Source organism: Actinoplanes sp. NPDC049668, assembly GCF_044465445.1.
GTDB lineage: Bacteria > Actinomycetota > Actinomycetes > Mycobacteriales > Micromonosporaceae > Actinoplanes.
This window is the reverse complement of the sequence record NZ_JBITLR010000015.1, coordinates 1-26,696: the sequence shown is the minus strand read 5'-3', so window position 1 is coordinate 26,696 and position 26,696 is coordinate 1. Positions and strand designations below refer to the sequence as shown.

Here is a 26,696-nt window from a genome sequence, read left to right as displayed (position 1 = left end):
CTCGCCGCCAACCCGATCTTCAACGTCAAGATCGCCTGAACCACCCGCACTACCCCACGAGCCGCCCGGCACCCGCCGGGCGGCTCGACCGCTTTCCGGCTGGTCGCCGGCGGGACACCTATGCGACACAAGGCATCTCACGGGAGCGCTCCCACATCCAAGCCCGCATGAAGAAACCGATGGCACTTATTGCTGCCGCGATCACGTTCACCGTTCTGGCGGCTGCTCCGGCATCCGCGTCGAGTCAGTACATGATCGGGTGCGTGGCGTCCGACAACGGACAGGGATGGGCGGAGGACTGCTTCGAGGCCGGCGACATCGGCATGGTCGCCACCTCGGATGATTGGCTGGATGTCGTGGTCTTCGACCCCGCCGACCGCGAGGCCTGCGGGCAGGCATATGTCATGGACGGCGGCGATCAGCAGGGGCGGTGCGGCACAGGCCCTCTGGTGTTCGGCCAGGAGAACCGACCCCTGGAGGCTTTGACCATCTCCATTCCCGGATGGGGGAAACTCTGCATGCGGCCCTATGTGGAGGAGCACGGCTGGCAGGACTGGCAGTGCGGAGTGGGAGGCAACCGCGTCACGGTCGGAACCCCCAATGGTGGCTGGGGCCTGGGGGCGATCATGTTCTATTACAGCTTCATGCCGTGACCTGGCTGACCGCGGCATCAGCATCAACTCCACCAAGAGCAACCTGACCGCGTTCGGGAACCTCGCCCGCCAACCCGATCTTCAACGTCAAGATCGCCTGAACTATCCGCACTTCCCCACGAGCCGCCCGGCATCATCCGGGCGGCTCGACCGTTTTCCGGCGGTCCCTGACCGGTGAACCTGCCGAGTCTGCCGGGCTTTCCACCCTAAATGCTATATGCACCTTATGGGGGGTTTGTGCGGTAAATGCGTTCGTGACCGAACCAGGGGGAACAGTGGAGGCACCATCAGCGCCGGCGACAAGGCGGCACCCGCTCATCGGGAAGGGCTGGGTCCAAGCCGCCGCGCTCATCTCCATCTGCGGTTTCTTCGTCCTGGTCCTCATGGGATTCCAGGCGTACCGGCAGGGTCCGCCGGTACCGCAACGGGTAGTCGCGGAGTCCGGCCAGCTCGTCTTCGACGAGGACGACGTGCGGACGGGCCAGGAGGTGTTCCTGCGTAACGGGCTGATGCAGTACGGCTCGATCTTCGGCCACGGCGCCTACCTGGGCCCGGACTTCACCGCCGACTACCTGCGCCGCTCCGCTCTGGCGGTGCGCGACAGCTACGGCGGGCCCGCCTCCGACACCGCGGCACAGCGGACCCGGCGGGACTTCAAGACCAACCGCTACGACCCGGACACCGGCACGCTGACCATCTCGGCGGCGCAGGCGGCGGCGTTCGAGACGCTGGTCGCACACTACGGGCGCACGCTGGGCGACCCCGCCGGCAAGACCGGACTGCGGCCGAACGCGATCACCGATCCCACGCAGCTTCGGCAACTGACCGCCTACTTCGCGTGGAGCGCCTGGTCGGCGTCCACGCAGCGGCCCGGCACGAACCACAGCTACACCAACAACTGGCCGTCGGAACCCCTGGTCGGCAACAGACCCACCGGCGACACGGTCGTGTGGAGCGTGCTCAGCCTGATCGCGCTGCTCGGCGGCACCGGCGCGCTGTTCGCGGCCTTCGGCCGGTGGAACTGGCTCGGCTGGCACGGCCGCGAGCAGCACGAGCTGCGCTTCCGCGATCCACTGACCGTCCGGCTCACCGGCGCGCAGCGGGCAACCGCATGGTTCTTCTTCACCATGGCCGCGTTGTTCCTGGTGCAGGCCCTGGTCGGGGCTGCCGCGGAGCATTACCGCGCCGACCTGACCAGTTTCTTCGGCATCCCGTTGGAGCGCTGGCTGCCCTACAACCTGGTCCGTACCTGGCATGTGCAGCTGGCGCTGCTGTGGGTGTCGACCTCGTTCCTCGCCGCCGGGATCTTCCTGGTACCGATGATCACCCGGCGGCCGGACCCCAAGGGTCAGGCGGTGCTGGCCTACGCGCTGCTCGGCGCGCTGGCCGTGGTGGTGGTCGGCTCGATGGCGGGCGAGGCCATCGGGATTCACGGCGGGCTCTCCGGCGCCTGGCACTGGCTGGGCATGCAGGGCTTCGAATACCTGGACCTGGGCAAGTTCTGGCAGATCCTGCTCACCACCGGCATGGTCTTCTGGGTGGCGATCCTCTGGCGTGGACTGCGCGGCCGCCTGGCCGCCGAGAGCCGGGCCAACATGCCCTGGATGTTCTTCTTCGCGGCGCTGGCGCTGCCGCTGGTCTACGCCACCGGCCTCATGACCGATCAGCGCGACGACTTCGTCATCACCGACTTCTGGCGGTTCATGGTCGTACACCTCTGGGTCGAGGACTTCCTGGAGTTGTTCACCACCGTCATGGTCGCCTACGTCTTCGTGCTGCTGGGTGTCGTCCGCGAGCGGATCGCCCTGACCGTGATCTTCCTCGACATCGTGCTGTACAGCGCCGGCGGCGTCATCGGCACCGCACACCACTGGTACTTCAGCGGCGCGCCCGCGCAGACGTTGGCGCTCGGCGCGTTCTTCTCCGCCTTCGAGGTGATTCCGCTGACGTTCCTGACCGTCGAGGCGTGGAGCTTCATCCGGCTCGGCGCCCGGCAGGAGGCACGCAGCGCATCGGCGTTCCCGCACCGCTGGGCGGTCATGTTCCTGGTCGCCGTCGGCTTCTGGAACTTCCTCGGCGCCGGCGTCTTCGGCTTCCTCATCAACCTGCCGATCGTCTCCTACTACGAGATCGGCACGGCGCTGACGGCCAACCACGGCCACGCCGCCATGATGGGCGTGTACGGCATGCTGGCCATCGGGTTCGCCGTGTTCGCGCTGCGCTACCTGGTGCCGGAGAAACGGTGGAACGACAACCTGGTCAGGATCAGCTTCTGGAGCCTGAACGCCGGGCTGGCCTGGATGGCGTTCGTGACACTCCTGCCCCTGGGCATCATCCAGCTCTACCACTCCGTGGACGCCGGATACTTCGAGGCGCGTTCGCTGGAGTTCCTCACCAACGACACCAACACCCTGTTCGAGTGGCTGCGGTTGCCCGGCGACGTGGTGTTCATCGTCGGCGGCGTGCTGCCCCTGCTCTGGCTGGCGTTCCACGGGCTGCGCGGAGGGCGTACGAGGGCGGCGGGCAGCGCCGCGGTGCCGGCCAGCCGCGACGGGGAGGGCGCGGACCTGATGTTGTTCACCGAGGTGGAGCGCCCGGAGCCGGGCGAGGCCACCGCCGCCGGCGAGCTGTCGGGACGGTGACCGGCATGCCGTTCGAGGTCATCTTCACCGCCGGGTACAGCCTGCTGCTGACCGCCGGGGCGATCGGCCTGCACCGGCTGGGCCACCGCGACCCCAGCCCCTGGACCAGCCGGATGCTGGCCGGCTACCGGGCGCAGCATCCGGGCCCGGTGCCGGACAGCCCGCCCGGAGCGTTCCCGCACCACGACTCCGGCCGGCTGCACAGCGCCGTCGGCGCGGTCGCCTGCCTCGCCGCACTCATGGTCGCGGCGGCCCAGTTGGTCCGGCATCACCGGCCCGGCGAGGCCATCCTGCTGGGCGCCTGCGCGGCGGTGGCCGCCGCCGCGCTGCCCCCGTTGCTGCGCGCGGCGCGATCCCGGCCCGCCGGCGATCGGGCCCGTTCACCTGGCCGGATAGCGCGGCAGCGGGACGACGGTGCGATCAGATCCGGGCGTTGATCGCCTGGTAGCCGGAGTCCTCCCGGGTGCCGCCCATGCCGTCACCGAACTTGCTGAGGGGGTGCCGCCCGACGACGGCGCGGAGCCAGAAGGGAAAGTCGAACTCGGGCATCAGGGTGCCTGCAACCGGCGCATCGTCGCGCTGACCCAGGCCGATCCTCCCCAACCTCACCCTACCGACACCCAGTCCGCGCCGCCGTCTATGCGCTCATCCCGCCGTCGACGGCGATGGTGGCGCCGGTGATGAAGCTGCTGTCGTCGCCGGCCAGGAAGAGCACCGTGCGGGCGATCTCGTCGACCGAGGCGTGCCGGCCGAGCGGGATCATCCGGTCGAAGGCCGCGGCCGCCTCGTCCGCGACCGCGCCGGTGACCTCCTGCTCGATCGCCCGCTGGAACGCCGTGTCGGTCGGCCCGGGGTGGATGGTGTTGACCCGGATGCGGCGGCGCGCGCACTCCTTGGCCGCCACCCGCATCAGCCCGACCTGCGCGTGCTTCGCGGTCGCGTAGCCGGCGATGCCCGGGTCGGCGGTCAGCCCGACCACGCTCGAGTTGATGATCACGCTGCCGCCGTCGCGCATCGCCGGAAGGCCGTACCGGAGCAGGTGGAACGCGCCGAGGACGTGGACGCCCAGGACCCGGGCGAAGTCCTCGACCGGGTAGTCGACCAGCGGCGCGATCGGGCCGCTGATGCCGGCGTTGCTGAACAGCACGTCGAGGGGGCCGAGGTCGTGCACGGCCGCGTTCACGGCGGCGTGCACCGCGTCCGGATCGGCGACGTCCGCGACGGTCGAGCCGGCGGCGAGGTCGGCGGCGGCCCGGTCCAGCGCCCCGGCGACGAGCCCGACCAGGTGCACCCGGGCGCCGGCCGCGACGAAGAGGCGGGCGGTCGCGAGGCCGATGCCGCTCTCCGCCCCGGTGATCAGCGCCGTCCGGCCGGCCAGGGAACTCATGCGAAACCCGCGTTGATCGCGGTGCTGAGGCGCTGCTCGGTGAGCTCGCCGGCGCTGAGCTCGCCGACCACCGCGCCGCGTCGCAGGACCACCACCCGGTGGCAGAGCTCGGTCAGCTCGGCCAGGTCGGTGGAGGCGAGCAGCACCACCCGGCCGTCGTCGGCCAGCTCCCGGACGATCTCGTGCATCTCGCCGCGGGCGCCGACGTCGACGCCGCGGGTCGGGTCGTCCAGCACGATCACCGCCGAGCCGGCGTCCAGCCACTTCGCGAACACCACCTTCTGCTGGTTGCCGCCGGACAGCTCGCCGGCCAGGCCGTGGAGGTCGCCGCGGAAGCGCATCCGGCGCAGGTTGGTCTCGGCGCGGGCGCGCAGCTCGCGGCCGCGGCGCCACCAGGGTCCCGCGCCGATGCCGAGCCAGCGGACCGCCGTCGCGTTCTCCCAGACGGGCTGGTCCAGCATCAGCCCGTAGCGCTTGCGGTCGCCGGGCACGAAGGCGACGCCGCGGCGCACGGCGTCGCGGAAGGAGCGGGGGCCGGGGCCGCCGAGCAGGCCGACCCGGCCGGCGGCGGGCCGGCCGAGGCCGCAGACCAGGTCCAGCACGGCCAGGTGGCCCGCGCCCTCCAGCCCGGCGACGCCGACGATCTCGCCCGGTGCGGCGCTCAGCGACACGCCGGCGAGCCGGCCCGGCACGTCCACGTCGGTCAGGGTCACGCCGGGGCCGGCTCGCGGCCGGCGGGGCCGGGCCGCCTGATCGTGCGCGGGCGCGGCGTCGCCGAGCATGGCCCGGACCAGGTCGTCGAGCCCGAGCTCCGCCGTCGGCGCGCCGCGCAGCGCCGGGCGGCCGTCGCGCAGCACGCTGATCCGGTCGGCGACCCGGCGCACCTCCTGCAGGAAGTGGGAGATGTAGAGGACGGCGATGCCGCGGGCCGCGACCCGCCGCAGCACCGCGTGCAGCCGGTCGACGGCGGCGGCCGGCAGCGCCGAGGTCGGCTCGTCCAGGATCAGCACCCGGGGGCCGGTCAGCAGCGCGCGGCTCACCTCGAGCAGCTGCCGGTCGCCCAGGCTCAGCTCGCCGACCGTCGCCCGGGTGGGCACCCCGGACAGGCCGAGGTCGGCCAGGACCGGGGCGGCCCGGCGCTCCATCGTGGACAGGCTGAGCAGGCCGTACCGGCGCGGCAGGTCGCCGATGAAGAGGTTCTCGGCGACGGTCAGGTCCGGGAAGAGGCTGAGCTCCTGCGCGACGATGGCGATGCCATGGGCGGCCGCGTCGCGCGGGCGTGCGAACCGGACCGGCGCGTCGTCGAGGGTCACCGCGCCGGCGTCGGGCGTCACCACCCCGGAGAGGATCTTCACCAGGGTGGACTTGCCCGCGCCGTTCTCGCCGACCAGGGCGTGGATCTCGCCGTCGCGCAGCTCGATGTCGCCGCCGTCCAGCGCCGTCACGCCGCCGTAGTGCTTGACCAGCCCGGCCGCCCGCAGCATCAGCGCGCCTGGTCCATCGGCTTGGTGTTGGCCGCCGGGTCCTTGAGCAGGCTGTCGATCTGGCTCTGGTAGCCGGCCTTCGCGGCGGCGGGCGTGCTGCCGCGCTGGATCACGTCGTCGACGTTCTCCTTCGTCACGATCAGGCCGGGGCTGACGAACCAGCCCTTCGGCAGCTCGAGCTCGCCCCGGACCGACTTGATCAGCATCGCGGAGGCGAGGTAGCCCTTGAGGTAGTGCTCCGGGTCGATGGTGGTGAAGTTGGTGCCGTCCTTCACGGCCTGCAGGGTCTTGTCGTCGACGTCGAAGCCGGCGGTGAGCCACCTGCCGTTCTTCTCCTGCTTGAGCCGGGCCAGGTCGTAGCTGTCGGCGTCGCCGACGCCGAGGAACGCCAGCGCGTCGCCGTGCGCGCTGACCAGCGAGGACCAGGCGCTGTAGTTCTTGGTCGGCTCGCTGTAGGTCTGGAACGGCCCGAGCACCTTGATGCCGGGCGCCTTCGCGTTCAGGGTCTCCTTGATCCCGGCGGCCCGGTTGTCCAGCACCGGGGTGCCCGGGTTGGGCACGCCGACGACCACCGTGCCGGTCGCGCTGGGGCTCAGGTGCTTGAGCAGCTCGGTGGCCATCAGCGCGCCGAGGTCGTAGTTGTCGTTGCCGACGTAGAACTCGATCTTGCTGCCGTCGGTCGGCGCGGTGTCCAGGGCGATCACGGGCACCCCGCTGTCGATCGCCTCCGCGGCGGGCCGGGTGAAGAGCGGCGGGTCGAGGTTCTCCAGGATCACGCCGTCCTGGGCGGTGGTGACCAGGTTCTGGAAGAGCTGCACCTCCGCGGGGCCGTCGGTGTCGGGCGGCCCGACGACCTGGAAGTCGACGTTGCCGTCGTCGGCCGCGGCCTGCGTCGCGCCGTCCGACATCTCGATGGCGAAGTTGAGGCTGACGTTGGCGACGGCGATGCCCATCGAGAGCCGGCCCTGCTCGTCACCGCCCCCGCCGCCGTCGTCGCCGCCGCAGGCGACGGCGGTGAACCCGAGACACAACACACCGACGCCGGCGAGCAGGCGCCTTCGGTAAGCAGTCATGGCATGACCTTCCTCAGATCGTCCGGGTGCGGTAGCGGCGCAGGGCGGCGTCGGCCGCGACGGCCACGAGGATGACGGCTCCGGTCGCGAAGCTCGTCCAGTTGATCGGGATGCGGAAGAAGACCAGTGCGGAGGTGACCAGGGCGAGGATCAGGGCGCCGATGATCGCGCCCGGCACCGAGCCCCGGCCGCCGCCCAGCGCCGTGCCGCCGATGATGGCGGCGGCGATCGCGGTCAGCTCGAAGCCCTCGCCGAGGGTGGGGTCGCCGGACATGAAGAAGGCCAGCGCGAGCGTGCCGGCCACGCCGGCCATCAGCCCCGAGACGGCCAGCGCCTGTATCCGGATCCGGTCGACGGGCAGGCCGGTGTAGGCCGCCGCGTCCGGGTTGGACCCGATCGCGCGGACCTGCGCGCCGAACCGGGTACGGGTGAAGACCAGCGTCAGCACCGCGCCCAGCACGACTAGCAGCGGCAGCGTGTTGGGCACGCCGAGGTAGCGCCCGCCGAGATCGACGAAGAAGGAGCTGTCCCGGGGCACCTCGAAGATCTGCTTACCGGCGGCGAACGCGAGCGCGATACCCCGGAACAGCAGCGCCGTCGCCAGGGTGACGATGAACGACGGTATCCGGGCGTAGGTGGTGATCACCCCGTTGAGCGCGCCGAGCGCGGTCGCCATCAGCAGGATCACCGGCACGGCCAGCCACGGCGGCATGCCGTCGCGCATGAGTACGGCGCCGACCACCATGCTGAGCGCGAAGTTGCCGCCCACCGAGAGGTCGACCTCCCGCATGGCGAGCGGGAAGACCATGCCGGCCGCCATCAGGCCGACGTAGGCGGCGTTGCGCCCGGTGGAGAGCAGGTTGTCGGCGTCGAGGAAGCCGGGCCGGAACACGCCGACCCCGAGGACGAGCACCACGAGGACCACGACCACGCCGGTCTCGTCGCGGATGAGACGGGACCACCGGCGCGGCCCGCGGGGCGGGACCGGCGCGGTGCCCTGGGTGTCGACGGTCAGCGGCTCCGTCATGGGATTTGTTCGCCATGCGAACGTCCGGTTGCCATACGTACAAGGGTTGCGATCAATGACCGTCCATGTCAAGGGGCAACCGCACCCCTCACCGCCTGTTGATATTCACGTCCATCTAGGTCATGTTGGACGGATGCCGACCGTCCGGGACGCCGTCTTCGAGGTGCTGCGCCGCAACGGCCTCACCACGCTGTTCGCGAATCCGGGCTCGACCGAGATCGCGTTCCTGGCCGGGCTGCCGGACGACTTCCGCTTCGTGCTCGCCCTGCACGAGGCCTCGGTGGTCGGCATGGCCACCGGCTTCGCGCTGGCCCGCGGCCGGCCCGCCCTGGTCAACCTGCACACCACCGCCGGGCTGGGCAACGCCGTCGGCGCGCTGGCCACCGCCCGGGTCAACCGCTGCCCGCTGGTCGTCGTCGTCGGCCAGCAGGACCGCCGGCACCTGCTGCTGGAGCCGTTCCTCACCGGGCGGCTGCGCGGCCTCGCGGGCGACTATCCGGTCTGGACCTGCGAGCCGGCCCGCCCGCAGGACGTGCCGTCGGCGATCGCCCGCGCCGTGCACGAGGCGGCGACCGCGCGCGGGCCGGCCCTGGTCGTCGTCCCCTCCGGCGACTGGTCCGCCGAGCTGCCCGAGGACACCGAGGTCGCCGCGCCCGCGTTCGTGCACCGGCCGGCCGGCGCCGAGCACGCCGTACCGCCCGCGCTCGCCGCCATGCTGCGCGACGCCGCCGCGCCGGCGCTGGTGGCCGGCGCCGGTGCGAGCGACCCGGAGTGCTGGCGGGCGCTGGTCGCGCTCGCCGAGCGGCTCGGCGCGCCGGTGTGGCAGGAGTCGTTCGGCGCCCGGGCCGGGTTCCCGCAGGATCATCCGCTCTTCGCCGGGCACCTGCCGGCGAACCGGGGCCGGCTGCGGGCGGCGCTCGGCGCGTACGACGTGGTGGTCGTGGTGGGCGCGCCGGTCTTCCGGCAGTACCCGTACGAGGAGGGTCCGCTCATCCCGGCCGGGACCCGGGCGGCCCTGATCACCGACGACCCGGACGAGGCGCATCGCGGGCCCGTCGAGATCGCCGTACTGGCGCAGCCGGCGGCCGCGGTGCGCGAGCTGACCGCCCTGCTGCCGGACCGCCCGGCCGGCGAGGTTGTCCGGCCGGCGCCGCCGCCCGCCGTGCCCGCGCCGGCGGCGGGCGCGCCGCTGCGGCCACCGTGGGTGCTCGCCGAGCTCGGCCGACGGCTGCCCGCGGACGTGGTGCTCGTCGAGGAGACCCCGTCGAGCCGTCCCGACCTGCACGCGCTCATCCCGGCCCGCACCCCGCTGGGTTTCGTGAGCGCGGCGATGGGCGGCCTCGGCTTCGGCCTGCCCGCGGCGCTCGGCCTGCGCCTCGGCGACCCCGGGCGCCCGGTGGTGGCCGTCCTCGGCGACGGCTCCTCGATGTACAGCATCCAGGCGCTGTGGAGCGCGGCGCACTACCGGATCGGCGCCCTGCTGATCGTGCTCGCCAACGGCCGCTACGCGATCATGGACCGGCTCGCGGAGCGCGCCGGCGGCAAGCCCGCCTGGCCGGCCTTCACCGAGCTGAGCATCTCCGGCATGGCCGCCGCGATGGGGTGCCCGCAGCGCCGGGTGGCCACCGCGGCCGAGCTGACCGCCGCGCTGGACGAGGTGATGCCGGGCCTGCGCGAGCGCCGCGAGCCGCTGCTGCTGGAGGTCGTGGTCGAGGCGGACCCGGCCTTCGACCCGATCACCCAGCAGGCCACGCTGCGCAAGCCCTCAAGAGACTCCGAAGACCCGGCCTGATACGTCAGGACGCAGGTTCTGCTCGATTGGTGGAAACTCGATCGCAGTGCGTTCATCCGCTCCCCTCGGGGTTTACGGTGTCCCGCGGAGGCGACCCGATGAATCCCGAAGATCCGGTGTGGACCGACCGCGCGCTGGTGGCCCTGGCCGCCCGGCGCGCCGGCGCCGACGTCACCGTCGAGGACGTGACGGAGGAGGTCGGCGTCCTGTTCGCCGACCGGTTCGGCCCGGACGACCGGGACTATCCCGGCACCTCCACGCGGCCGCTGTGGCACACCCGGGTGCGCGACGCGATCGCCCAGCTCCAGTCGGCCGAGTGGATCACGGCGGAGCCCCCGGCGCTCACCCCGGCCGGACGGCGCGCCCTACCGGCCGCGCGGAAGCGCCTGAAGGCCGCCGCCACCGGCGCCGCCACCGCCGCGGCGGCGCACACGTCGGCGGAGGGGCACTTCGTCGTGGCCGGCGTGATCTCCACGCCGCTGCGCGATCCCGAGGCGCGCGACCGGCTCGGGCTGAGCCGGCACGCCGGCGGCCCGATCGCCATCATGATCGAGCTGAACCTGCAGTTCGGGTCGGGCGTCGGCGACGCGTTCGAGCGGCTGGAGCGGCTGTGGGCACGGGTCAACCCGCGCGACGAGCCGCTGGTGCGGATCGCCGGCCGGTACGCGGCCGGCGAGCTCACCATGCCCGAGATCGAGCGCCTCGTCGCCGCGGACGCGGTGCCGGTCGCCTGGCCGCGCCGCAGCATCCACCACGTCTGGCCGGACTTCCCGGTGCGGGCGCACGTGGACGCGTCCTGCGTGACCATCAAGGCGGACGCGGCGCGCAACTCGTTCGGCGCCTTCGGCCGCGGCGTCGTCTGGGCGGTGGTCGACTCGGGGATCGACGGCACGCATCCGCACTTCGCGGGCGGCACGCTCGCCGACGACTCCGTGAAGGACCTGCACCGCTACTTCCCGCCGGCCGGGCCGCCGACCGCGCAGGGTGCGCTCGAGGACAGCAGCGGCCACGGCACCCACGTCGCGGGCATCATCGCCGGCGGCATCGGCGACTGGGTGAAGGAGAAGCCGGGCCGGCAGGTGTACGCCACCGAGAGCCGCTTCAACGTGGAGAACCCGGCGCGGCCGATGCGGGTGCCGCGCACGGCGATCGATCCGGAGGCGGTGTCCGGGATGGCGCCGCGGGCCCGGCTGGTCAGCCTCAGGGCGCTCGACTCGGCCGGCACGCCGGAGAACCGCGTGCACCGGATCATCCAGGCGCTCGCCTACGTGCGGGAGATCAACGGGGACAGCGTCGAGGGCATGCGCGTACACGGCGTGAACCTCAGCGTCGGGTACGAGTTCGACCCGCAGTGGTTCGCCTGCGGCCGCAGCCCGCTCTGCCAGGAGGTGGACCGGCTGGTGCGCTCCGGCGTGGTCGTGGTGGTCGCGGCGGGCAACTCCGGCTACGGCTCGGTGAACGTGACCATGGAGGCGCCGACGAAATTCGGCCTGGGCATGACCATCAACGACCCCGGCAACTCCGACCTGGCGATCACCGTCGGCTCGACGCACCGCACCGCGCCGCACACCTACGGCGTCTCGTACTTCTCGTCGAAGGGCCCGACCGGCGACGGGCGCAACAAGCCCGACCTGGTTGCGCCGGGTGAACGGATCACCTCCTGCGCGGCGGGCGCCAACCTGGCCGCGGCGGTCGGCGCGAACCCGCCGGACCAGACGGCCGTCTACGTCGAGGACACCGGCACCAGCATGGCCGCGCCGCACGTCTCGGGCGCCGTCGCGGCGCTGCTGTCGGTCCGGCGCGAGTTCATCGGACAACCCGAGCGGGTCAAGAGGATCTTCGTGGAGTCGGCGACGGATCTCGGCCGCGGCCGGGAGTTCCAGGGCGCCGGCCTCGTCGACCTGATGCGCGCACTGCAACAGAGGATCTGATCGCCGCAGGAGAAACGGAGCAGGTCATGACCGATTCGATCGCAGGACTGCCGTTCTGGGAGATCACCTTCGACGCCGACGGCGACCCGGACGGTCCGGGCCGCGACGCCTTCCTCGCCGAGGTGCCCGCCCGGGGCATCACGGACCTGTTCGTCTTCTCGCACGGCTGGAACAACGAGCGGCGCACGGCCCGGCGGCTCTACAACGGCTTCTTCGGCCTGCTGGCGGCCCAGTTGCGCGCCACGCCCGCCGATCCGCCGGTCGTCGCGGGCCTGGCCGGCGTGGTGTGGCCGTCCAAGCGCTGGTCCGACGAGCCCATCCCGGACTTCGGCCCGGCGACGGCGGCGGCCCTGCCCGGCGCCGCGGCCGCGACCGAGCGGGCGCCGGCACCCGCCGACGCCTCCTCGCCGACGCTGGACAAGCAGACCCTCGACGACCTGCGCGACACCTTCCCCGCGGCCACCCGCGCCCTCGACCGGATGGCCGCGCTGCTGGAGACCGAGCCCGACGACGCGGCGCTGGCGGAGTTCCACGCCCTGCTCGCCGAGTTCACCGCGGCGTCCGGGGGCGCGGCCGACGACGGCGAGGGCGACGCCGCGGCGGCCGGGCCACGGATGCTGCTGGACGGACCCGAGCGGCTGTTCGAGCGGTACCGCGACGCGCTGCGCGACGCCGGCGTCGCGCTGCCGGGCGGCTCCGGCGGCGCCGCCGGCATCGGCGACCGGCTCAGGGGCGCGTGGAACGGCGCGAAGGAGGCGCTGCGGCAGGCCACCTACTGGGAGATGAAGAACCGCTCCGGGGTGGTGGGCCGCGACGGGCTCGGGCCGGCGCTCGCCGCCCTGCACGGTGCCGCGCCCGGGCTGCGGGTGCACCTGATCGGCCACAGCTTCGGCGCGCGGCTCGTCTCGTACGCGCTCGCGGGCCTGCCCGCCGGCCGGCCCACCTCCCCGGTCAAGTCCCTGACGCTGCTGCAGGGCGCCTTCTCGCACTTCGCGTTCGCGGATCCGCTGCCGTTCGACGCCGGGCGGCGGGGCGCGCTCGCCGGCCTGCAGCGCCGGGTCGAGGGGCCGATCACGGTGTGCTTCTCCCGGCACGACGGCGCGGTGGGCCGCTTCTACCCGCTGGCCTCGTTCGCGGCCCGCGAGGACAGCGCCGGCGCGAACGACGCGATGTACCGCTGGGGCGGCATGGGCGCCGACGGCGCGCAGAACCAGGACGCCGCGCTGGACGCCATCGCGCCGGCCGGTTCCGCGTACCGGTTCTCGGCCGACCGGATCCTCAACATCGACGCCGCCGGGGTGGTGCACCGCGGCGGGGCGCCGACCGGGGCGCACAGCGACATCGTGCACCCCGAGCTGACCTGGGTGGTGCTGGCGGCCAGCCGCGCCTGACGTGAGCCGCTGTCGGGTACCGGTCGAGCACGGCCGGTCCCGGCGCGGTCCGCGATAGGGTTCTCCCGACTTCGGCGGTGGCCATGAACCAAACCGAGCTACGCATCCGGGTGCTCGGCGGCGCCGAGCTGGTGCTCGGTGGCCGCCCCCTCGCCGAGCTGGCCTCGGCCAAGGCCGCCGCCCTGCTGTTCTATCTGGCCGTCACCGGCACCGGGCACTCGCGCTCCGCGCTGGCCGGTCTGCTCTGGAGCGACCTGCCCGAGCCGTCCGCGCGGGCCAACCTGCGGCTGGTGCTGACCAAGCTGCGCCGGGTCCTGCCGGAGCACGTCGCGGTGACGCGGCAGGGCGTGGCGCTGGACGACCGGCCGGGCGTCTGGGTCGACGCCGCCGAGGTGGCCCGGGCGGCCGCCGGCCCGGACGACGCGGGGCTGCTCGACGCCGTCCGGCTCTGCCGCGGCGACCTGCTGGCGGGCTTCGACGTCGCCGGTGCCCCGCTGTTCGACGACTGGCAGGCCGCCCAGCGGGCCGCGACCCGGGCCGACATGCTCGCGCTCATGGACCGCGCGGTCCGGTGGGCCGCCGATCATCGCGACGCGGCGGCCGGCATCGCGGTCGCCCGGCGGATGCTGGCGCTCGAGCCGCTGCACGAGCCGGCGCACCGGGCGCTCATGTGGTTCCTGGCCGAGGGCGGCCGGCCCAGCGCCGCGCTCGCACAGTACGAGACCTGCCGGTACCTGCTGAACGAGGAGCTCGGCGGCGTACCGTCGGCGGACACGGTCGGCCTGCGCGACGAGATCGCCGGAACCGGCGGGTTCACCCGGCTCGGCGCCGCGCCGGCGCCGAGCGCGGAGCCCGGCCGGGCCGCGCCGGGTCCGCCGCGCCCGCTCACCAGCCTGATCGGCCGCGGCGCGGAGCTGGCGCGCCTGGACGAGCTCCTCGACGACCCCGCGTGCCGGCTGGTCACCCTGGTCGGGCCGGGCGGCATCGGCAAGACCCGGCTGGCGATCGAGGTCGCCGCCGCCCGCCGGCACCGGCACCGCGACGGCGCGGTCTTCGTGCCGTTCGCGGGCGCCGGCCCGGCCGGGCCGGACGAGGCCGCCGGCCTGGTGGTCGCGGACCTGGCCCGGGTGCTCGGCCTGTCGATGGCGGTGCCCCGCGATCCGCTCGACCTGCTCGCCGAGCACCTGTCCGGCCGGGAGCTGCTGCTGGTGCTGGACAACCTGGAGCACCTCGACGGCGCCGCGGGCGTGATCGACCACCTGCTGCGCCGGGCGCCGGGCACCCAGGTGCTGGTCACCTCGCGGCGGCGGCTCGGCCTCGGCGCGGAGTGGCTCGTCGAGGTGCCCGGCCTGCCCTGCCCGCCGCCGGGCGCCGGGGCCGACGGCGCCGGCTACGCCGCGGTCCAGCTCTTCGAGGAGCGGGCCCGGCTGCTGCGGCCCGGGTTCGCCGCCGGCGCCGACCCCGAGGGGACCGCCCGGGTGTGCCGGCTGGTGTCCGGCGTGCCGCTCGCCATCGAGCTGGCCGCCCGCTGGGTGCGCTCGGCCCGCCCGGCCGCCATCGCCGACCGGCTCGGGTGCGGGCTCGAACTGCTCGAGACCACCGCGCCGGACGTCGAGCAGCGGCACCGCAGCGTGCGCGCCGTCATCGGCTGGTCCTGGCGGCTGCTCACCGACGAGGAGGAGCGCGCCCTGCTGCGCCTGGCCGTGTTCCGCGGCGGCTTCGACCTCGACGCCGCGGCAGCGGTGGCCGGCGCGGGCCTGCCGCTGCTGGCCGGCCTGGTCGACCAGTCCCTGGTCACCGCCGGCGAGGACGGCCGCTACGACATGCACGAGCTGCTCCGGCAGTACGCCGCCGAGCGCCTGGCCGCGGACGCCGGGCAGGAGTCGCGGGCCCGGCGGCGCCACGCGGAGCACTACGCCGCGCTGCTGCCCGCGCCGGCCGAGTTCCGCGCCGAGGATCCGGGATTCCCCGACGCCGAGGCGGACAACCTGCGCGCGGCCACCGAGCTGCTGGTGCGCGACGCCGACCCGGCGACGCTGGACGAACACCTGCTCCGGATCTGGTCGCACCACCGGCACCTGGGACGGTTCCGGGAGGCGCAGGCCGCCCTCGGCGCGGCGCTGGACCGGCCGGACGGCACCCGGCTGCAGCGGGGCCGCTGGCACCGCATGCTCGGCGAGGCCCATCAGCAGCTCGGCGCGGCGGTCCCGGCGCGGGACCACCTGGAACGGGCCCTGGACGCGCTGGACTCCCCCATGCCGGGGTCGGCGCCCGGCCGGCTGGCCGTGTTCGCCGCGGAGATGGCGACCCGGGCCCTGCGCGGGCTGCGGCCGGGAGGCCGGGCCGCGCGGCCGCGGCATCGCGCGGTGGCCCGGGAACGCTCGGCGACCGACTTCGCGATCAGCGAGGTCTACTGGGTGCACGACGAGCAGCTCGCCGTCCTGCCGAGCTCGATCCGGGCGCTCAACGAGGCCGAGCGGGCGGGTGACCTCGAAATGACCGCGCGGGCGCAGGCGGGCCTCGGCATGGTCCTCGGCGCGGCCGGATTCCGCCGCCTCGCGCGCCGGCACATCCGCGCCGCATGCGCGGCGGCGGAGCGGAGCAGCAACCCGATCACCATCTGCTGGGTCGGGATCATGAGCGCCCTGCACGGTATCGGCGCCGGCGACTGGGCCGCGGTCGACGCGGGTACGGCCCGGGCCCTGGCCCTGCGCGAGGAGACGCCGATGTACCGCTGGGCGGACGAGCTGCTGCTGGCCTCCGCGGTCGCCTGGCATCTGGCCGCCCGGCACGAGCAGGCGGCCGCCGCGGCGGCGGAGGGTGTGGCCGCGGGCGCCGGCCGCCGCGATCCGATCGTGCACCTGTGGGGGCTGCTGGTCGGGATGGAGACTGCCCTGCGCACCGACCCGTGCGACCCGGACCTGCCGCGCCGGTACTCCGAGGCCGTCGGTCTCCTGCCGACGGCGAACCGCGCCGACGCCGCCCGGGTGCACGTCGCCGGCGCCCGGCTGCACCTCGCCGCCGGGCGGACGGCGCAGGCATGGCAGGCCGTCCGCGCCGCCGACGACCTGCTGGGCGCGGGACCTTCGTTCGAGCAGTACGCCCTCGAGGCGCACGCCGGCGTGCCCGAGCTCTGCCTGACGCTGCTGGAGCTCGGCGGCGATCATCCCGGCCCGGCCGAGCTGCGCGCGACCGCCGCCGCCTCCGCGCGCAGGCTGCGCCGGTACGCCCGCCGGTACCCGATGGCCCGGCCGCGGGCGCTGCTCTGCCTCGCCCGGCAGTCCTGGCTGGACGGCCGCGCCGCCGCCCGGCGGGCCTGTGCCCGGGCCGCCCGCGAGGCCGAGCGGCTGCGGATGCCCTACGAGTTGGCCCGCGCGCACGAGGAGCTCGGCCGCCACCTGCCCGCGGGGCGCCGCTCGCCGCTCGGCCTCGACGGCGCCGAGCATCGACAGCGGGCGATCGCCGGGTTCCGCGCCGTCGGATGCGGCCCGGGTACGCGGGGACTCGCCGGATTACCCGTTCGTACGTAACCGGTTCCGGAACTCAGGCGAGTTGTCCTGATCGAGCCGCTAATGCCGTGCAGGACCGCTGGGACGCCGCTTGACATGCGGCTTCGTCTATCGCTTTCTGTGACCTGATTCATTGCAGCACGGTTACGGAAAGGACATCACCGCATGACGACCCGGCCGTTCCGCCGGCACCTCGCCCGCATACTCCCGCTCGCTCTCGCGCTGACGGCTGCCGGCACGCTCGGGGGTGCGGCCGCCGAGGCCGCCCCGCCGGCGGCCGCGACCGGGTCGGTCCTCGGCGCCAATGTCACCGTCTTCGACCCGAGCATGCCGGTCAGCGAGATCCAGGCGACCCTGGACGCCACGCACGCGCGCCAGGTCGACAACGAGATGGGCACCGAGCGCTACGCGTTCCTCTTCAAGCCCGGCACCTACGGCACGGCCGAGAAGCCGCTGCAGATCAAGGTCGGCTACTACACCGAGATCTCCGGCCTCGGCGCTTCCCCGTCGGACGTGGTGATCAACGGCAAGATCGAGGTGTACAACCGCTGCCTCGCCGACGGCGGCACGTCGAACTGCCTCGCGCTGGTCAACTTCTGGCGCACCCTCTCCAACCTGTCGATCAAGGTCAACGGCGCGGGCCAGGACGGCTGCCGGGCGTCGGCGAACTTCTGGGCGGTGTCGCAGGCGGTGTCGCTGCGGCGGCTGGACATCAGCGGCGGCAACCTGTCGCTGATGGACTACTGCACCGCGGGCCCGCAGTACGCGAGCGGCGGCTTCATCGCCGACTCGAACCTGCCGGACGTGATCAGCGGCTCGCAGCAGCAGTGGCTGACCCGCAACAGCAAGGTCAACAGCTGGTCCAACGGCGTGTGGAACCAGGTCTTCGCCGGGGTGCAGGGCGCGCCGGACGACGCCGCGTTCCCGACCCCGCCGTACACCACGCTCGGGCAGACCCCGCTCAGCCGGGAGAAGCCGTACCTGTTCACCGACGCCAAGGGCGGTTACAGCGTCCGGGTGCCGGCCGCGCAGAAGAACTCCAGCGGCACCACGTTCGCGGCCGGGCTCACCCCGGGCCGCACCATCCCGCTGCGCGACTTCTTCGTGGCCAAGCCGTCCGACCCGGTGTGGCTGATCAACGCCAACCTCGCCCTCGGCAAGCACCTGCTGTTCACCCCCGGCGTGTACGACATCGCGCACAGCATCAACGTCTGGCGTCCCAACCAGGTGGTGCTCGGCATCGGCCACGCGACCCTGACCGCCGTCAACGGCGCGACCCCGCTGCGGATCGCGGACGTGCCCGGCGTCGTCGTCGCCGGCCTGACCATCGACGCGGGCACCAAGGAGTCGCGCACGCTGCTGCAGGTGGGCAACAAGAACGGCATCGGCCTGAGCTCGGCGGCCAACCCGACCACGCTGTCCGACGTGTACTTCCGCGTCGGCGGGCCGCACATCGGCAAGGCCGACATCGCGCTCGAGGTCAACAGCGACAACGTGCTCATCGACCACACCTGGGTGTGGCGCGCGGACCACGGCGTCGAGGGCTTCACCGGCGGCGTGAACGGCGACACCCAGCGCTGGCGCACCAACATCGGCCGCAACGGCGCCGTCATCAACGGCGACAACGTGACCGCGACCGGGCTGTTCGTCGAGCACTTCCAGGAGTACAACACGATCTGGAACGGCAACAACGGCACGGTGGTGCTCTACCAGAACGAGCTGCCGTACGACCCGCCGACGCAGGCGGACTGGATGAACGACAACGGCACCGAGGGCTGGGCCGGCTACAAGGTCGGCAGCAAGGTCCGCAACCACAAGCTGTACGGCGCGGGCGTCTACGTGTTCAACCAGAACAACCCGGCGATCCACACCGAGAACGGCTTCGAGGCGCCGCAGCGTCCGGGCGTCAAGCTGCACCACATCATGACGGTCAACCTCAGCGCCGGCATCATCGACCACGTCGTCAACGGGGTCGGCGACGCGGCGGACACCACGAAGATCGGCGTACCGGTGTACGTGCCGGACTACCCGGCCGCACCGTAACTCTTTCGGTGGGCCGGGGCCTCGCGCTCCGGCCCACCACTGAGCTGCCCGCGCAGCTGGTGCAGCGCGCGGCTGATCAACCGCGAGACGTGCATCTGCGAGATGCCGACCTGCTGGGCGATCTCCGCCTGGCTCAGGTTGCCGTAGAACCGCAGGGTCAGGATGCGCAGCCCGCGCTCGTCGAGCGAGGCCAGCGCCGGACCGAGCGCGACGCGCGCCTCGGCCAGCGCGAGGCCGTGGTCCTCGCCGCCGAGCGTCTCGCCCAGCGCGGACAGCGACGCCGCGTCGTACGCCCGCGCGCCCTCGAGCCCCTCCAGGACCTCCTCCTCGGTGACACCGAGGTGCGCGGCGATCTCCCCGACCGTCGGCGAGCGGCGGAGGGCCGGCGTCAGGGTGCCCTCGGCCGCGGTGATGACCCGGCGCAGCTCCTGCAGGCGCCGCGGCACCCGGACGGCCCAGGTCCGGTCCCGGAAATGCCGCTTGATCTCGCCGAGCACGGTCGGGATGGCGTAGCCGGCGAAGTCCGTGCCGAGGCCGGGGTCGAACTTGTCGACCGCCTTGATCAGCCCGACCACCGCGGTCTGCAGCAGGTCGTCGTGGGGCTCACCGCGCCCGGCGTAGCGGCTCGCCAGGTGACCGGCCAGGGGCAGCCACGCCTCGATCGCCCGGGCGCGCAGGCCCGGGCGCGACGGGTGGCCCGCCGGCAGGTCCGCCACGGCGACGAGCAGGCCGAGGGCGTCGGGGTCGGTACGCAGGCCGGTCAGCGGGTCCCGCGACTTCGTGATCATCCAACCGACGCTAGACCAGACGGATGATCCCCGACGGACCGTAGGTACGGGTTGAATTCGTGTCGCGCCGCGCCCGGCTCAGAAGCGGAAGCGGCCGATCATGGCGTCGAGCTCCTTGGTCAGCTCGGCCAGCTGGGCCGCGGCCTGCTGGCTGTCCTCGACACCACGGGCGGTGGCCTCGGTGGCACCGGCGAGGCCTTCGACGTTGCCGGCGATCCTGGCGCCGCCGGCCGCGGCGTACCCGACGCTGCGGTTCATCTCGCTGGTGGTGGCGCTCTGCTCCTCCACCGCCGAGGCGATGGTGGCCTGCAGCCCGTTGACCCGGCTGATGATCTCGCCGATCTCGGCAATGGCGGCGATCGCGCGTTCCGTGTCGGTCTGGATGGCCTGCACCCGGTGCGAGATGTCCTCGGTGGCCTTGGCGGTCTCCTGTGCGAGGTCCTTGACCTCGCCCGCGACCACGGCGAAACCCTTGCCGGACTCGCCGGCCCGGGCGGCCTCGATGGTCGCGTTCAGCGCGAGCAGGTTGGTCTGCGCGGCGATCGAGGTGATCGTGTTGATCACGCTGCCGATCTCGGCGGACGAGGAACCCAGGTTGGCGATCGTGCGGCCGGCCGAGTCGGCCACCTCCACCGCCTGGGCGGCGACCTGGGCACCCTCGTTGGCGCTGCCCGCGATCTCGGCGATCGAGGCGCCCATCTCCTCGCTGCCGGCCGCGACGATCTGCAGGTTGCGGGAGACCTCGTCCGCGGTCTCCGCCACGCTGGCGGCCTGCGCGGAGCCCTCACGGGACAGCGAACGGATCGACATGCTGCTCTCGGTCAGCGTGGTGGCGTGGCTCGCCACGCTGTGCACGCTGGCGGAGATGGTGCCCATGACGGCACGCAGCGCCTCGGAGGCGCGCCGCATCGCCGACGACATCTGGCCGAGCTCGTCGTTGCCGCGTACCTCCGGCGAGTGGGTGTAGTCGCCGTCGGCGGTCGCCTCCAGGGCGGTGGCCACCTCGCGCAGCTGCCGGACCATCGGGCGGGCGATCATCAGGGACAGCGCCAGGCCCAGCAGGAGCGCGCCGAGGGTCAGCACGATGGTGACGGCCAGCGCGGTGCGGTACTCGCCGCGCCCCCGGTCGGCGGCGGCGTCGGCGGTGGCCCGCTCGCTGGCGATCAGGGCGCTCAGGGCGTCGCTCATCCGGTCGGCGTTCTGCCGGAACTGCAGGATCACCGACGGTCCGGCCGTGGTGCCGGCCCCGAACACCCAGCGGTCGCGCACCTTCTGGTAGTCGGCCCAGGCCTGGCTGAACTTCTCGATCTCGGCCTGGCGCGGGTCGTCCGCGCCGATGCCGGCCCGGTACCGCTCCAGCGCCTCGTCCAGGTCGGCGCCGTTCTTCTTGGCCTGCTCGACGACCTGCGCCTTGGCGTCGATGCCGTGCGCCGCCAGGTACGCCGCGAGGTCGCCGTTGGCGAGCTGGACCCCCTTGCGGACGGTGTCGAGGCGTTCCTGACCCGCCACGTTGACCGAGCGCATCTGGTCCAGGCTGGTGCTCAGGCTCGCCATCCGGGTCATCGCGAAGACGCTGACCACCACGGTGCCCAGCGCGACCGAACCCACCGCGAGCATGATCTTGGTGGCCAACCGGCGGTTGGCGAACCAGGTCCCGACCAGCCGGGTGGGATTGCGGCGCGACAGCCTGGTGCTGCTGGCGGCGTTGGCGTTCATAGGTGCGTGTCCCTCGCGTTCCTGCTCGCCGGCGGGCGCCCCGGCAAGTGCGTGATCCCGGTCGGCCGGGCAGGCGGCGTCCGCACCCGGGCGGACCCTCGGCACGCCCCATCGGCAACCCTCCGACGGAGAGTGAGCAATCTGTGACTTTATGTTGAGGCTCACATCGACGTCAGGATGGTCATATCGCGCCACCGCCACCCGATGGAACGGTCATGCGAGGGGCCGGAACCGGTCGTCGCAGGGCACTCGGCTCTAAGGACTGGTGGACACCATGCGTGGTGCAGGATTGTCGGCGATCGCCGTCGTCGGCGTACTCGCCCTCAGCGCGTGCAGCGCGGCCGACGGCGGTCCGGAGGCCGCCGCGGCGCAGGCCACCGAGGTGGCGGGCACCGTCACCTACTGGGACACCTCCGACCCCAAGGCCGAGGGTCCGGTCTACGAGGAGCTGATCCAGGCCTTCCAGGCCGAGCACCCCGAGGTGAAGGTCAATCACGTCTACGTCGCCTTCGGTGACGCCCAGGCGAAGTTCACCGCGGCCGCCGCCGCCGGCAAGGACGCCCCCGATGTGCTGCGCATCGACGGCGGCGCCATCCCGGCCCTCGCCACCGCCGGGGCCATCGCGCCGCTGGACGGCACCGCCGCCCTCCACGACGAGCCCGACTTCCTGCCGGGCCCGCTGGACACCACGGTCTACCGCGACCACGTCTACGGCGCGCCCCAGGTCACCGACACCCTCGCCCTGCTGTACAACAAGGCGCTGCTCAAGAAGGCCGGCGTCGCCCACCCGCCGAAGACCTGGGCCGAGCTGAAGGCCGCCGGGCGGGCCGTCAAGGCCAAGACCACCGCCGACGGCCTCTACCTCAACACCGGCGCCTACTTCTTCCTGCCCTTCCTGTACGGCGAGGGCACCGACTGGGTCGACGCCGACAACAAGAAGATCACCGTTACCTCGCCGAAGGTCGCCGCCGCGATCCACACCGCGCAGGACCTGATCGCCTCCGGCGCGGCCGTGAAACCGAACTTCGCCGACCCGTACGGCGGCATGCAGACCGCCTTCAAGGAGGGCAAGGTCGCCATGGTGATCAACGGGCCGTGGTCCGTCTCCGACGCCCAGTCCGGCCCGGCGTTCAAGGACAAGGCCAACCTCGGCATCGCCGGTGTTCCGGCCGGAGCCTCCGGCACCGCCGGCGCGCCCACCGGCGGCCAGAACCTCGTGGTCTACGCCAAGTCACCGAACTCGGCCGCGGCGTACGAGTTCATCCGGTTCCTGAACTCCAGCGAAAGCCAGGCCAAGGCCGCCGCCGAGAACGGCACCCTGCCCACCCGCGCCTCGGCGTACACCGATGAGGTCAAGCAGAACGCCACCATCGCCGGCTTCCAGCCGGTGCTGGCGATCGCCCGGGCCCGGCCCGCGGTCGCCAAGGGCGGCGAGCTGTACACCCCGTTCGAGACCAACCTGGGCCGCATCCTGCAGGGCAAGGTCGGCGTGCAGCGCGCCCTGGACGACACCGCCCGGGCGTACCAAGGCATCCTGACGGACTACACCGCGGGCTGATCCCGGTCGGTTTCGCCATCCGGGACGGGTGAGCAAGCGCTTGCGTTGCGCGCCTAACGTGGGCGAGGGGTGCCTCATGCCTGAGGAACAGCAACCGAAGTCCCCGTGGCTACCGCCGCGCTGGTTCATCCGGCTCGCCTGGGCGGTGCACCGCGCGATCTACCGCGGCACCGGCGGCCGGGTCGGCCTGTCCCGGCCGAAGCCGAACAGCTGGGGCACGATGCGCCTCACCACGGTGGGGCGGCGCAGCGGCCAGGAGCGCAGCGTGATGCTCGGCTACTTCGAGGACGGCCCGAACCTGGTGACCCTGGCCATGAACGGCTGGGGCGCGCCCGAGCCCGCCTGGTGGCTCAACCTCCAGGCACACCCGGACGTCACGGTCGTCCTCCCCGCCGGCCCGCGGCCGGTGCGGGGCCGGGCCGCGGCGGGCGACGAGCGCGACCGCCTGTGGTCACGCTGGCGCGAGATCAACAAGGGCCTGGACGGCTTCGCGACCCGCCGCCCCACCGAGACGGCCGTGGTCGTACTCGAACCCCGCCCCGCGCAGGACTGATCAGCGGTCGCGCCAGGAGAGCGGCGACATGCTGACGGCCGCCTCGGCGATCCGCCGGCCGGCCTCGGTGCGCAGATCCTTGCGCGCCGAGTCGATCCAGCCTTCCGTTCGCCGCACGCCGGCATCGCGGTACTCGACGGCTTGCAGGAGCATCTCCAGCTTGTCCGCGTCCTTGGCGCATCGGGCCTCAAGGGACTCCCGCGCCTCGTATTCGTCCACGGCGGCGCGGACCAGCTCACGGGACCGCTCCGGCAGCGACTCCGTCTGATCGGCGGTGATCCGGCGCGGATCGGGCTTGCCCAGGTACGCGGCCGCGGTGTGCGGAAGGTCTCCGGTGCGGGTCTCCTGACTGTCGTGCCACAGTGCCAGGAACGCGGCGCGGGCCGGGTCGGCCCCTTCCTCGGCCGCGATGAGCGCGGCCAATTGCGCGGCGCGCATGGTGTGTTCGGCGACCGACTCGGGATCACGAACGCCGACGTGCCACCAGCCGGAGCGCCGGACCCGCTTGAGCAACCCGAGCTCATAGCCGAATCCGGCGAGCGCTTCAGCGTCCTCTGACACGTTGGATCCTCTCTACCGGTCAGCGATGCGTACCGCGTACTGGAGCCCGGCGAGCTGATCACGCTCGGAACGGTCCAGGATGTTGGTGCATGCGAGCCTATCGAGCACCTCGGCCAACGAAGTGCGGGTCTCGGACCCATCGCTGAGCAGGGAAGGTCGTGACGATATGAGGGCGTGCAGGGTACCGAGATTCAGTCGCAGGTGAGGTGACACGGGGTCGAGCCGCTGCAACAAATATCGCAGTCGACGAAGTCGTGGAGGTGGGTGCTGTCGCCAGTGACGGCCAAGGCAACCGACGCGGAGCGCGCTTCGAGAAGCCCCGTGATGTCCCCCGGCTCGCGGGCGACGCCGCCCGGCTCGGTTCCACTCGCCACGAAGCCAATCGATCGCTTCGGGTCGGCCATCGAAGCCGAGGAGATACACGGCCTGGCGTCGCAGCAGGGCCTCATCGGCGTTCTGGGCACGCTCCGCGACGGCGAGTAGATGGTCGAGAAAGCGTGTGCGCTCTTCGGCGCTCAACGTGGGATCCACCGGCGTGGGGCCGCGCCTGGGGATCTGGGGGACGAACTCGTAAAGGTGCTGCGGGGTCTTTCCAAGAATCGGCCACAAGATCAGGTTGGTGATCGTCCGGCGATGCACGCTGGCGGCCAGCGGATGACTGTCCGGGTTCACCCAGGTAGCGCCGGCGCGACGGGTCGCTGCCTGGAGTGCGATTCGGCCGGACCGTGCTGGCGCCGGGAGAGCGTCGTGGTGATCTTCTCGCGGAGCCTACGACCGCCGATCGCTCTGCCCGAAACGAGCCGCCTGGAATTGTCAATGCACGTCGCGTCGGATCGGTCGGTGCCTGTCAATGTTGGTTGACCGATACTCGAATACGCGTTCGCACCTTCCAGCGCGCCCACACTGGAGCTGTCAGGACTGCGGTGAGCCGTGGCCATGTGCCTTCAAGCGGGAGGCGCTGATTGCGGAGTATCGGAGTGACCGGGTCTCGTTACTGATCTATCTCGCCTTCTACCTGACGGACGCGATTGACGACTTCGGTCGACCCAATCACGGCCCCTTGCCGAATCTGTATGCCCGATTCCTGGGGTGGACCTCATCTCCGATGACTGCAACCGGCCACTCAAGCTCTGGGCCTCCCTCAGCAGATACGGGAGACGAGACCCAGCGAGGGTAGAACCATCGGCCATAGATCGGCCCGTGCTTGCCGAAACGCAATGGGTCGGTCGGCGGAGCTCCCTCGGCGCCACCACGCCCGTGCTCAGTCCTCCACGCAGAACTCGTTGCCCTCCGGGTCGCGCATCATGACCAGGTCGCCCTGGTCGTGGGCGACGGTCGCGCCGAGTTCCTCGAGGCGTTTCACCTCGGCGTGCACGCCCGCGGGGGCGCGCAGGTCGAAGTGCATCCGCAGTTTGGCGGTCTTGTCCTCGGGCACCCGCTGGAACCACAGGTTGGGCCCGCCCCAGCCCGGCGCCTCCACGTAGGCCTTGGCGGAGGTGGAGTCCTCGTCCAGTTCCCCGCCGAGCGCGGCCGCCCAGAAGCGGGCGACCACGAGCGCGTCGCGGCAGTCGAACGTCACACTCTTGATGTAGGTCACGCGACACCTCCGTGGTTCGACGCTACTCGTGCCTGTCTGCGGCATCCCGCTGACATGCATGCCCGCGCGACACCCTCCGTTCACCTGTTGTCCGGCAACGACTCACGGCGGCTACCTAGCGTCAGGTCAGCGATCTTCCTGGCGAGGAGCCCTTCCTGATGACTGAACGACCCCGGCTGCTCCCGCTGCTCGGCCAGCCCGGCCACAGCGGACGCGACTCGATGACCTGCCTTTACCGCTGCGGCAACGCCTGCGACCACCCCGTGCCGAACGCGTCGGACAATCCTTACCTCGGCGACGTCGTGAACGCCGGCATCTCGCGCCGCGGCGTCGTGCGCGCCGGTGCCGTCGGCACGCTGGTGCTCGGGCTCGGCGCCGTCGGGGCGAGCCCGGCCCTGGCCGCACCCGCCGTCGCGCCCGCCGCGGCGGCCCGGTCCGCCGGCGTGCGCAAGGGCAAGGCCGGCCCCCTGACGTTCAAGCCGATCCCGCCGAACCGGCTGGACAGCCTGATCGTCCCGAACGGCTACGACTCGGCCGTCGTCATGCGCTGGGGCGACCCCGTGCTGCCCGGCGCGCCCGCGCTGGACATCGCGCACCAGACCGCCGGGCGGCAGTCGGCGCAGTTCGGCTACAACAACGACTTCGTCGGCGTGCTGCCGCTGGGGCGTGACGGGCGCCGCGCGCTGCTGGTGGTCAACCACGAGTACACCAACGAGGAGCTGATGTTCCCGGGCTTCACCAGCCTGGAGGCGCTCACGGTCGAGCAGCTCAAGGTCGCCATGGCCGCGCACGGTCTCTCCGTGGTGGAGCTGGAGCGGGTCGACGGCACCGGGCGGTGGGAGCCGGCGCGCGGGCACCGGCTGGCGTACAACCGGCGGATCACCGCGCTGGAGACGCCGTTCCGGTTCACCGGCCCGGCGGCCGGTTCGGCCTTGCTGCGCACCGCGGCGGACCCGAAGGGCACGACCCCCATCGGTACGCTGAACAACTG

Annotated in this window: 21 protein-coding genes; 11 read left to right on the top strand and 10 right to left on the bottom strand. The window is 72.7% G+C overall.

Features of this window, described 5'->3' with window-relative positions:
- The 3 genes from ACIBSW_RS40320 to ACIBSW_RS40310 all read left to right on the top strand — a co-directional run.
- Positions 1 to 653, top strand: a 653-nt coding sequence (locus tag ACIBSW_RS40320) for a hypothetical protein (RefSeq protein WP_354728057.1), incomplete at its 5' end; no start/stop codon positions are given.
- A 275-nt stretch (positions 654 to 928) separates the two neighbouring features.
- Positions 929 to 3,295 carry a nitric-oxide reductase large subunit gene (locus ACIBSW_RS40315; protein WP_354728059.1) on the top strand — a complete coding sequence of 789 codons (2,367 nt, stop codon included), beginning with the start codon at positions 929 to 931 and terminating at the stop codon, positions 3,293 to 3,295.
- Between the two features lie 5 nt (positions 3,296 to 3,300).
- On the top strand, positions 3,301 to 3,732 hold the full coding sequence (locus tag ACIBSW_RS40310) for a hypothetical protein (protein ID WP_354728061.1): 432 nt from the start codon (positions 3,301 to 3,303) through the stop codon (positions 3,730 to 3,732).
- Here the strand turns inward: ACIBSW_RS40310 and ACIBSW_RS40305 are convergent.
- The 5 genes from ACIBSW_RS40305 to ACIBSW_RS40285 all read right to left on the bottom strand — a co-directional run bounded on the left by ACIBSW_RS40305 (position 3,716) and on the right by ACIBSW_RS40285 (position 8,266).
- Positions 3,716 to 3,844 (bottom strand): hypothetical protein, encoded by a 129-nt coding sequence (locus tag ACIBSW_RS40305; RefSeq protein ID WP_354728063.1) that lies wholly within the window; start codon positions 3,842 to 3,844, stop codon positions 3,716 to 3,718. The genes ACIBSW_RS40310 and ACIBSW_RS40305 overlap by 17 nt on opposite strands.
- Positions 3,845 to 3,932: 88 nt before the next feature.
- The gene (locus ACIBSW_RS40300; protein WP_354728065.1) at positions 3,933 to 4,682 is read right to left on the bottom strand and encodes an SDR family NAD(P)-dependent oxidoreductase; all 750 of its coding nucleotides are present in this window, start codon (positions 4,680 to 4,682) and stop codon (positions 3,933 to 3,935) included.
- Entirely contained in the window at positions 4,679 to 6,166 is a 1,488-nt protein-coding gene (locus ACIBSW_RS40295; RefSeq protein WP_354728067.1) for a sugar ABC transporter ATP-binding protein, read from the bottom strand. Before ACIBSW_RS40295 ends, ACIBSW_RS40300 begins: the two co-directional genes overlap by 4 nt.
- Positions 6,166 to 7,239, bottom strand: coding sequence for a sugar ABC transporter substrate-binding protein (locus ACIBSW_RS40290; RefSeq protein ID WP_354728069.1), 1,074 nt, complete (start codon positions 7,237 to 7,239; stop codon positions 6,166 to 6,168). The genes ACIBSW_RS40295 and ACIBSW_RS40290 overlap by 1 nt, the downstream gene beginning before the upstream one ends.
- Positions 7,240 to 7,252: 13 nt before the next feature.
- The gene (locus ACIBSW_RS40285; protein WP_354728071.1) at positions 7,253 to 8,266 is read right to left on the bottom strand and encodes an ABC transporter permease; all 1,014 of its coding nucleotides are present in this window, start codon (positions 8,264 to 8,266) and stop codon (positions 7,253 to 7,255) included.
- 133 nt (positions 8,267 to 8,399) lie between these two features.
- On the opposite strand from ACIBSW_RS40285, the gene ACIBSW_RS40280 reads away from it, so the two are divergent.
- The 5 genes from ACIBSW_RS40280 to ACIBSW_RS40260 all read left to right on the top strand — a co-directional run bounded on the left by ACIBSW_RS40280 (position 8,400) and on the right by ACIBSW_RS40260 (position 18,932).
- Complete coding sequence (locus ACIBSW_RS40280; RefSeq protein WP_354728073.1) at positions 8,400 to 10,058, top strand: thiamine pyrophosphate-dependent enzyme; 1,659 nt, start codon at positions 8,400 to 8,402, stop codon at positions 10,056 to 10,058.
- Between the two features lie 98 nt (positions 10,059 to 10,156).
- Positions 10,157 to 11,989: a S8 family peptidase gene (locus ACIBSW_RS40275; RefSeq protein WP_354728075.1), complete on the top strand. Its 1,833-nt coding sequence runs from the start codon at positions 10,157 to 10,159 to the stop codon at positions 11,987 to 11,989.
- A 26-nt stretch (positions 11,990 to 12,015) separates the two neighbouring features.
- Positions 12,016 to 13,380: a hypothetical protein gene (locus tag ACIBSW_RS40270; protein WP_354728077.1), complete on the top strand. Its 1,365-nt coding sequence runs from the start codon at positions 12,016 to 12,018 to the stop codon at positions 13,378 to 13,380.
- Positions 13,381 to 13,463: 83 nt separating this feature from the next.
- The gene (locus tag ACIBSW_RS40265; protein WP_354728079.1) at positions 13,464 to 16,910 is read left to right on the top strand and encodes a BTAD domain-containing putative transcriptional regulator; all 3,447 of its coding nucleotides are present in this window, start codon (positions 13,464 to 13,466) and stop codon (positions 16,908 to 16,910) included.
- Between the two features lie 144 nt (positions 16,911 to 17,054).
- Positions 17,055 to 18,932, top strand: coding sequence for an adenylyl cyclase (locus ACIBSW_RS40260; protein WP_354728081.1), 1,878 nt, complete (start codon positions 17,055 to 17,057; stop codon positions 18,930 to 18,932).
- On the opposite strand, the gene ACIBSW_RS40255 is transcribed toward ACIBSW_RS40260, so the two are convergent.
- Complete coding sequence (locus ACIBSW_RS40255; protein WP_354728083.1) at positions 18,914 to 19,720, bottom strand: SigB/SigF/SigG family RNA polymerase sigma factor; 807 nt, start codon at positions 19,718 to 19,720, stop codon at positions 18,914 to 18,916. The two genes, ACIBSW_RS40260 and ACIBSW_RS40255, sit on opposite strands and share 19 nt — an antisense overlap.
- A 78-nt stretch (positions 19,721 to 19,798) precedes the next feature.
- Complete coding sequence (locus tag ACIBSW_RS40250) at positions 19,799 to 21,436, bottom strand: methyl-accepting chemotaxis protein (protein WP_354728085.1); 1,638 nt, start codon at positions 21,434 to 21,436, stop codon at positions 19,799 to 19,801.
- 274 nt (positions 21,437 to 21,710) lie between these two features.
- On the opposite strand from ACIBSW_RS40250, the gene ACIBSW_RS40245 reads away from it, so the two are divergent.
- Together ACIBSW_RS40245 and ACIBSW_RS40240 are read left to right on the top strand one after the other, a co-directional pair.
- Complete coding sequence (locus ACIBSW_RS40245; protein WP_354728087.1) at positions 21,711 to 22,994, top strand: extracellular solute-binding protein; 1,284 nt, start codon at positions 21,711 to 21,713, stop codon at positions 22,992 to 22,994.
- A gap of 76 nt (positions 22,995 to 23,070) precedes the next feature.
- Positions 23,071 to 23,547, top strand: coding sequence for a nitroreductase/quinone reductase family protein (locus tag ACIBSW_RS40240; RefSeq protein ID WP_354728089.1), 477 nt, complete (start codon positions 23,071 to 23,073; stop codon positions 23,545 to 23,547).
- Here ACIBSW_RS40240 and ACIBSW_RS40235 read toward each other — a convergent pair whose 3' ends face one another.
- The 3 genes from ACIBSW_RS40235 to ACIBSW_RS40225 all read right to left on the bottom strand — a co-directional run bounded on the left by ACIBSW_RS40235 (position 23,548) and on the right by ACIBSW_RS40225 (position 25,705).
- Complete coding sequence (locus ACIBSW_RS40235) at positions 23,548 to 24,108, bottom strand: HD domain-containing protein (RefSeq protein WP_354728091.1); 561 nt, start codon at positions 24,106 to 24,108, stop codon at positions 23,548 to 23,550.
- A gap of 191 nt (positions 24,109 to 24,299) precedes the next feature.
- Positions 24,300 to 24,512 carry a hypothetical protein gene (locus ACIBSW_RS40230; protein WP_354728093.1) on the bottom strand — a complete coding sequence of 71 codons (213 nt, stop codon included), beginning with the start codon at positions 24,510 to 24,512 and terminating at the stop codon, positions 24,300 to 24,302.
- An 857-nt stretch (positions 24,513 to 25,369) separates the two neighbouring features.
- Positions 25,370 to 25,705 (bottom strand): VOC family protein, encoded by a 336-nt coding sequence (locus tag ACIBSW_RS40225; RefSeq protein ID WP_354728095.1) that lies wholly within the window; start codon positions 25,703 to 25,705, stop codon positions 25,370 to 25,372.
- Positions 25,706 to 25,863: 158 nt separating this feature from the next.
- Between ACIBSW_RS40225 and ACIBSW_RS40220 the strand changes: the two genes are divergently transcribed.
- Positions 25,864 to 26,696 (top strand): alkaline phosphatase PhoX (locus tag ACIBSW_RS40220; RefSeq protein ID WP_354728097.1); only part of this gene is annotated, 833 nt, incomplete at its 3' end.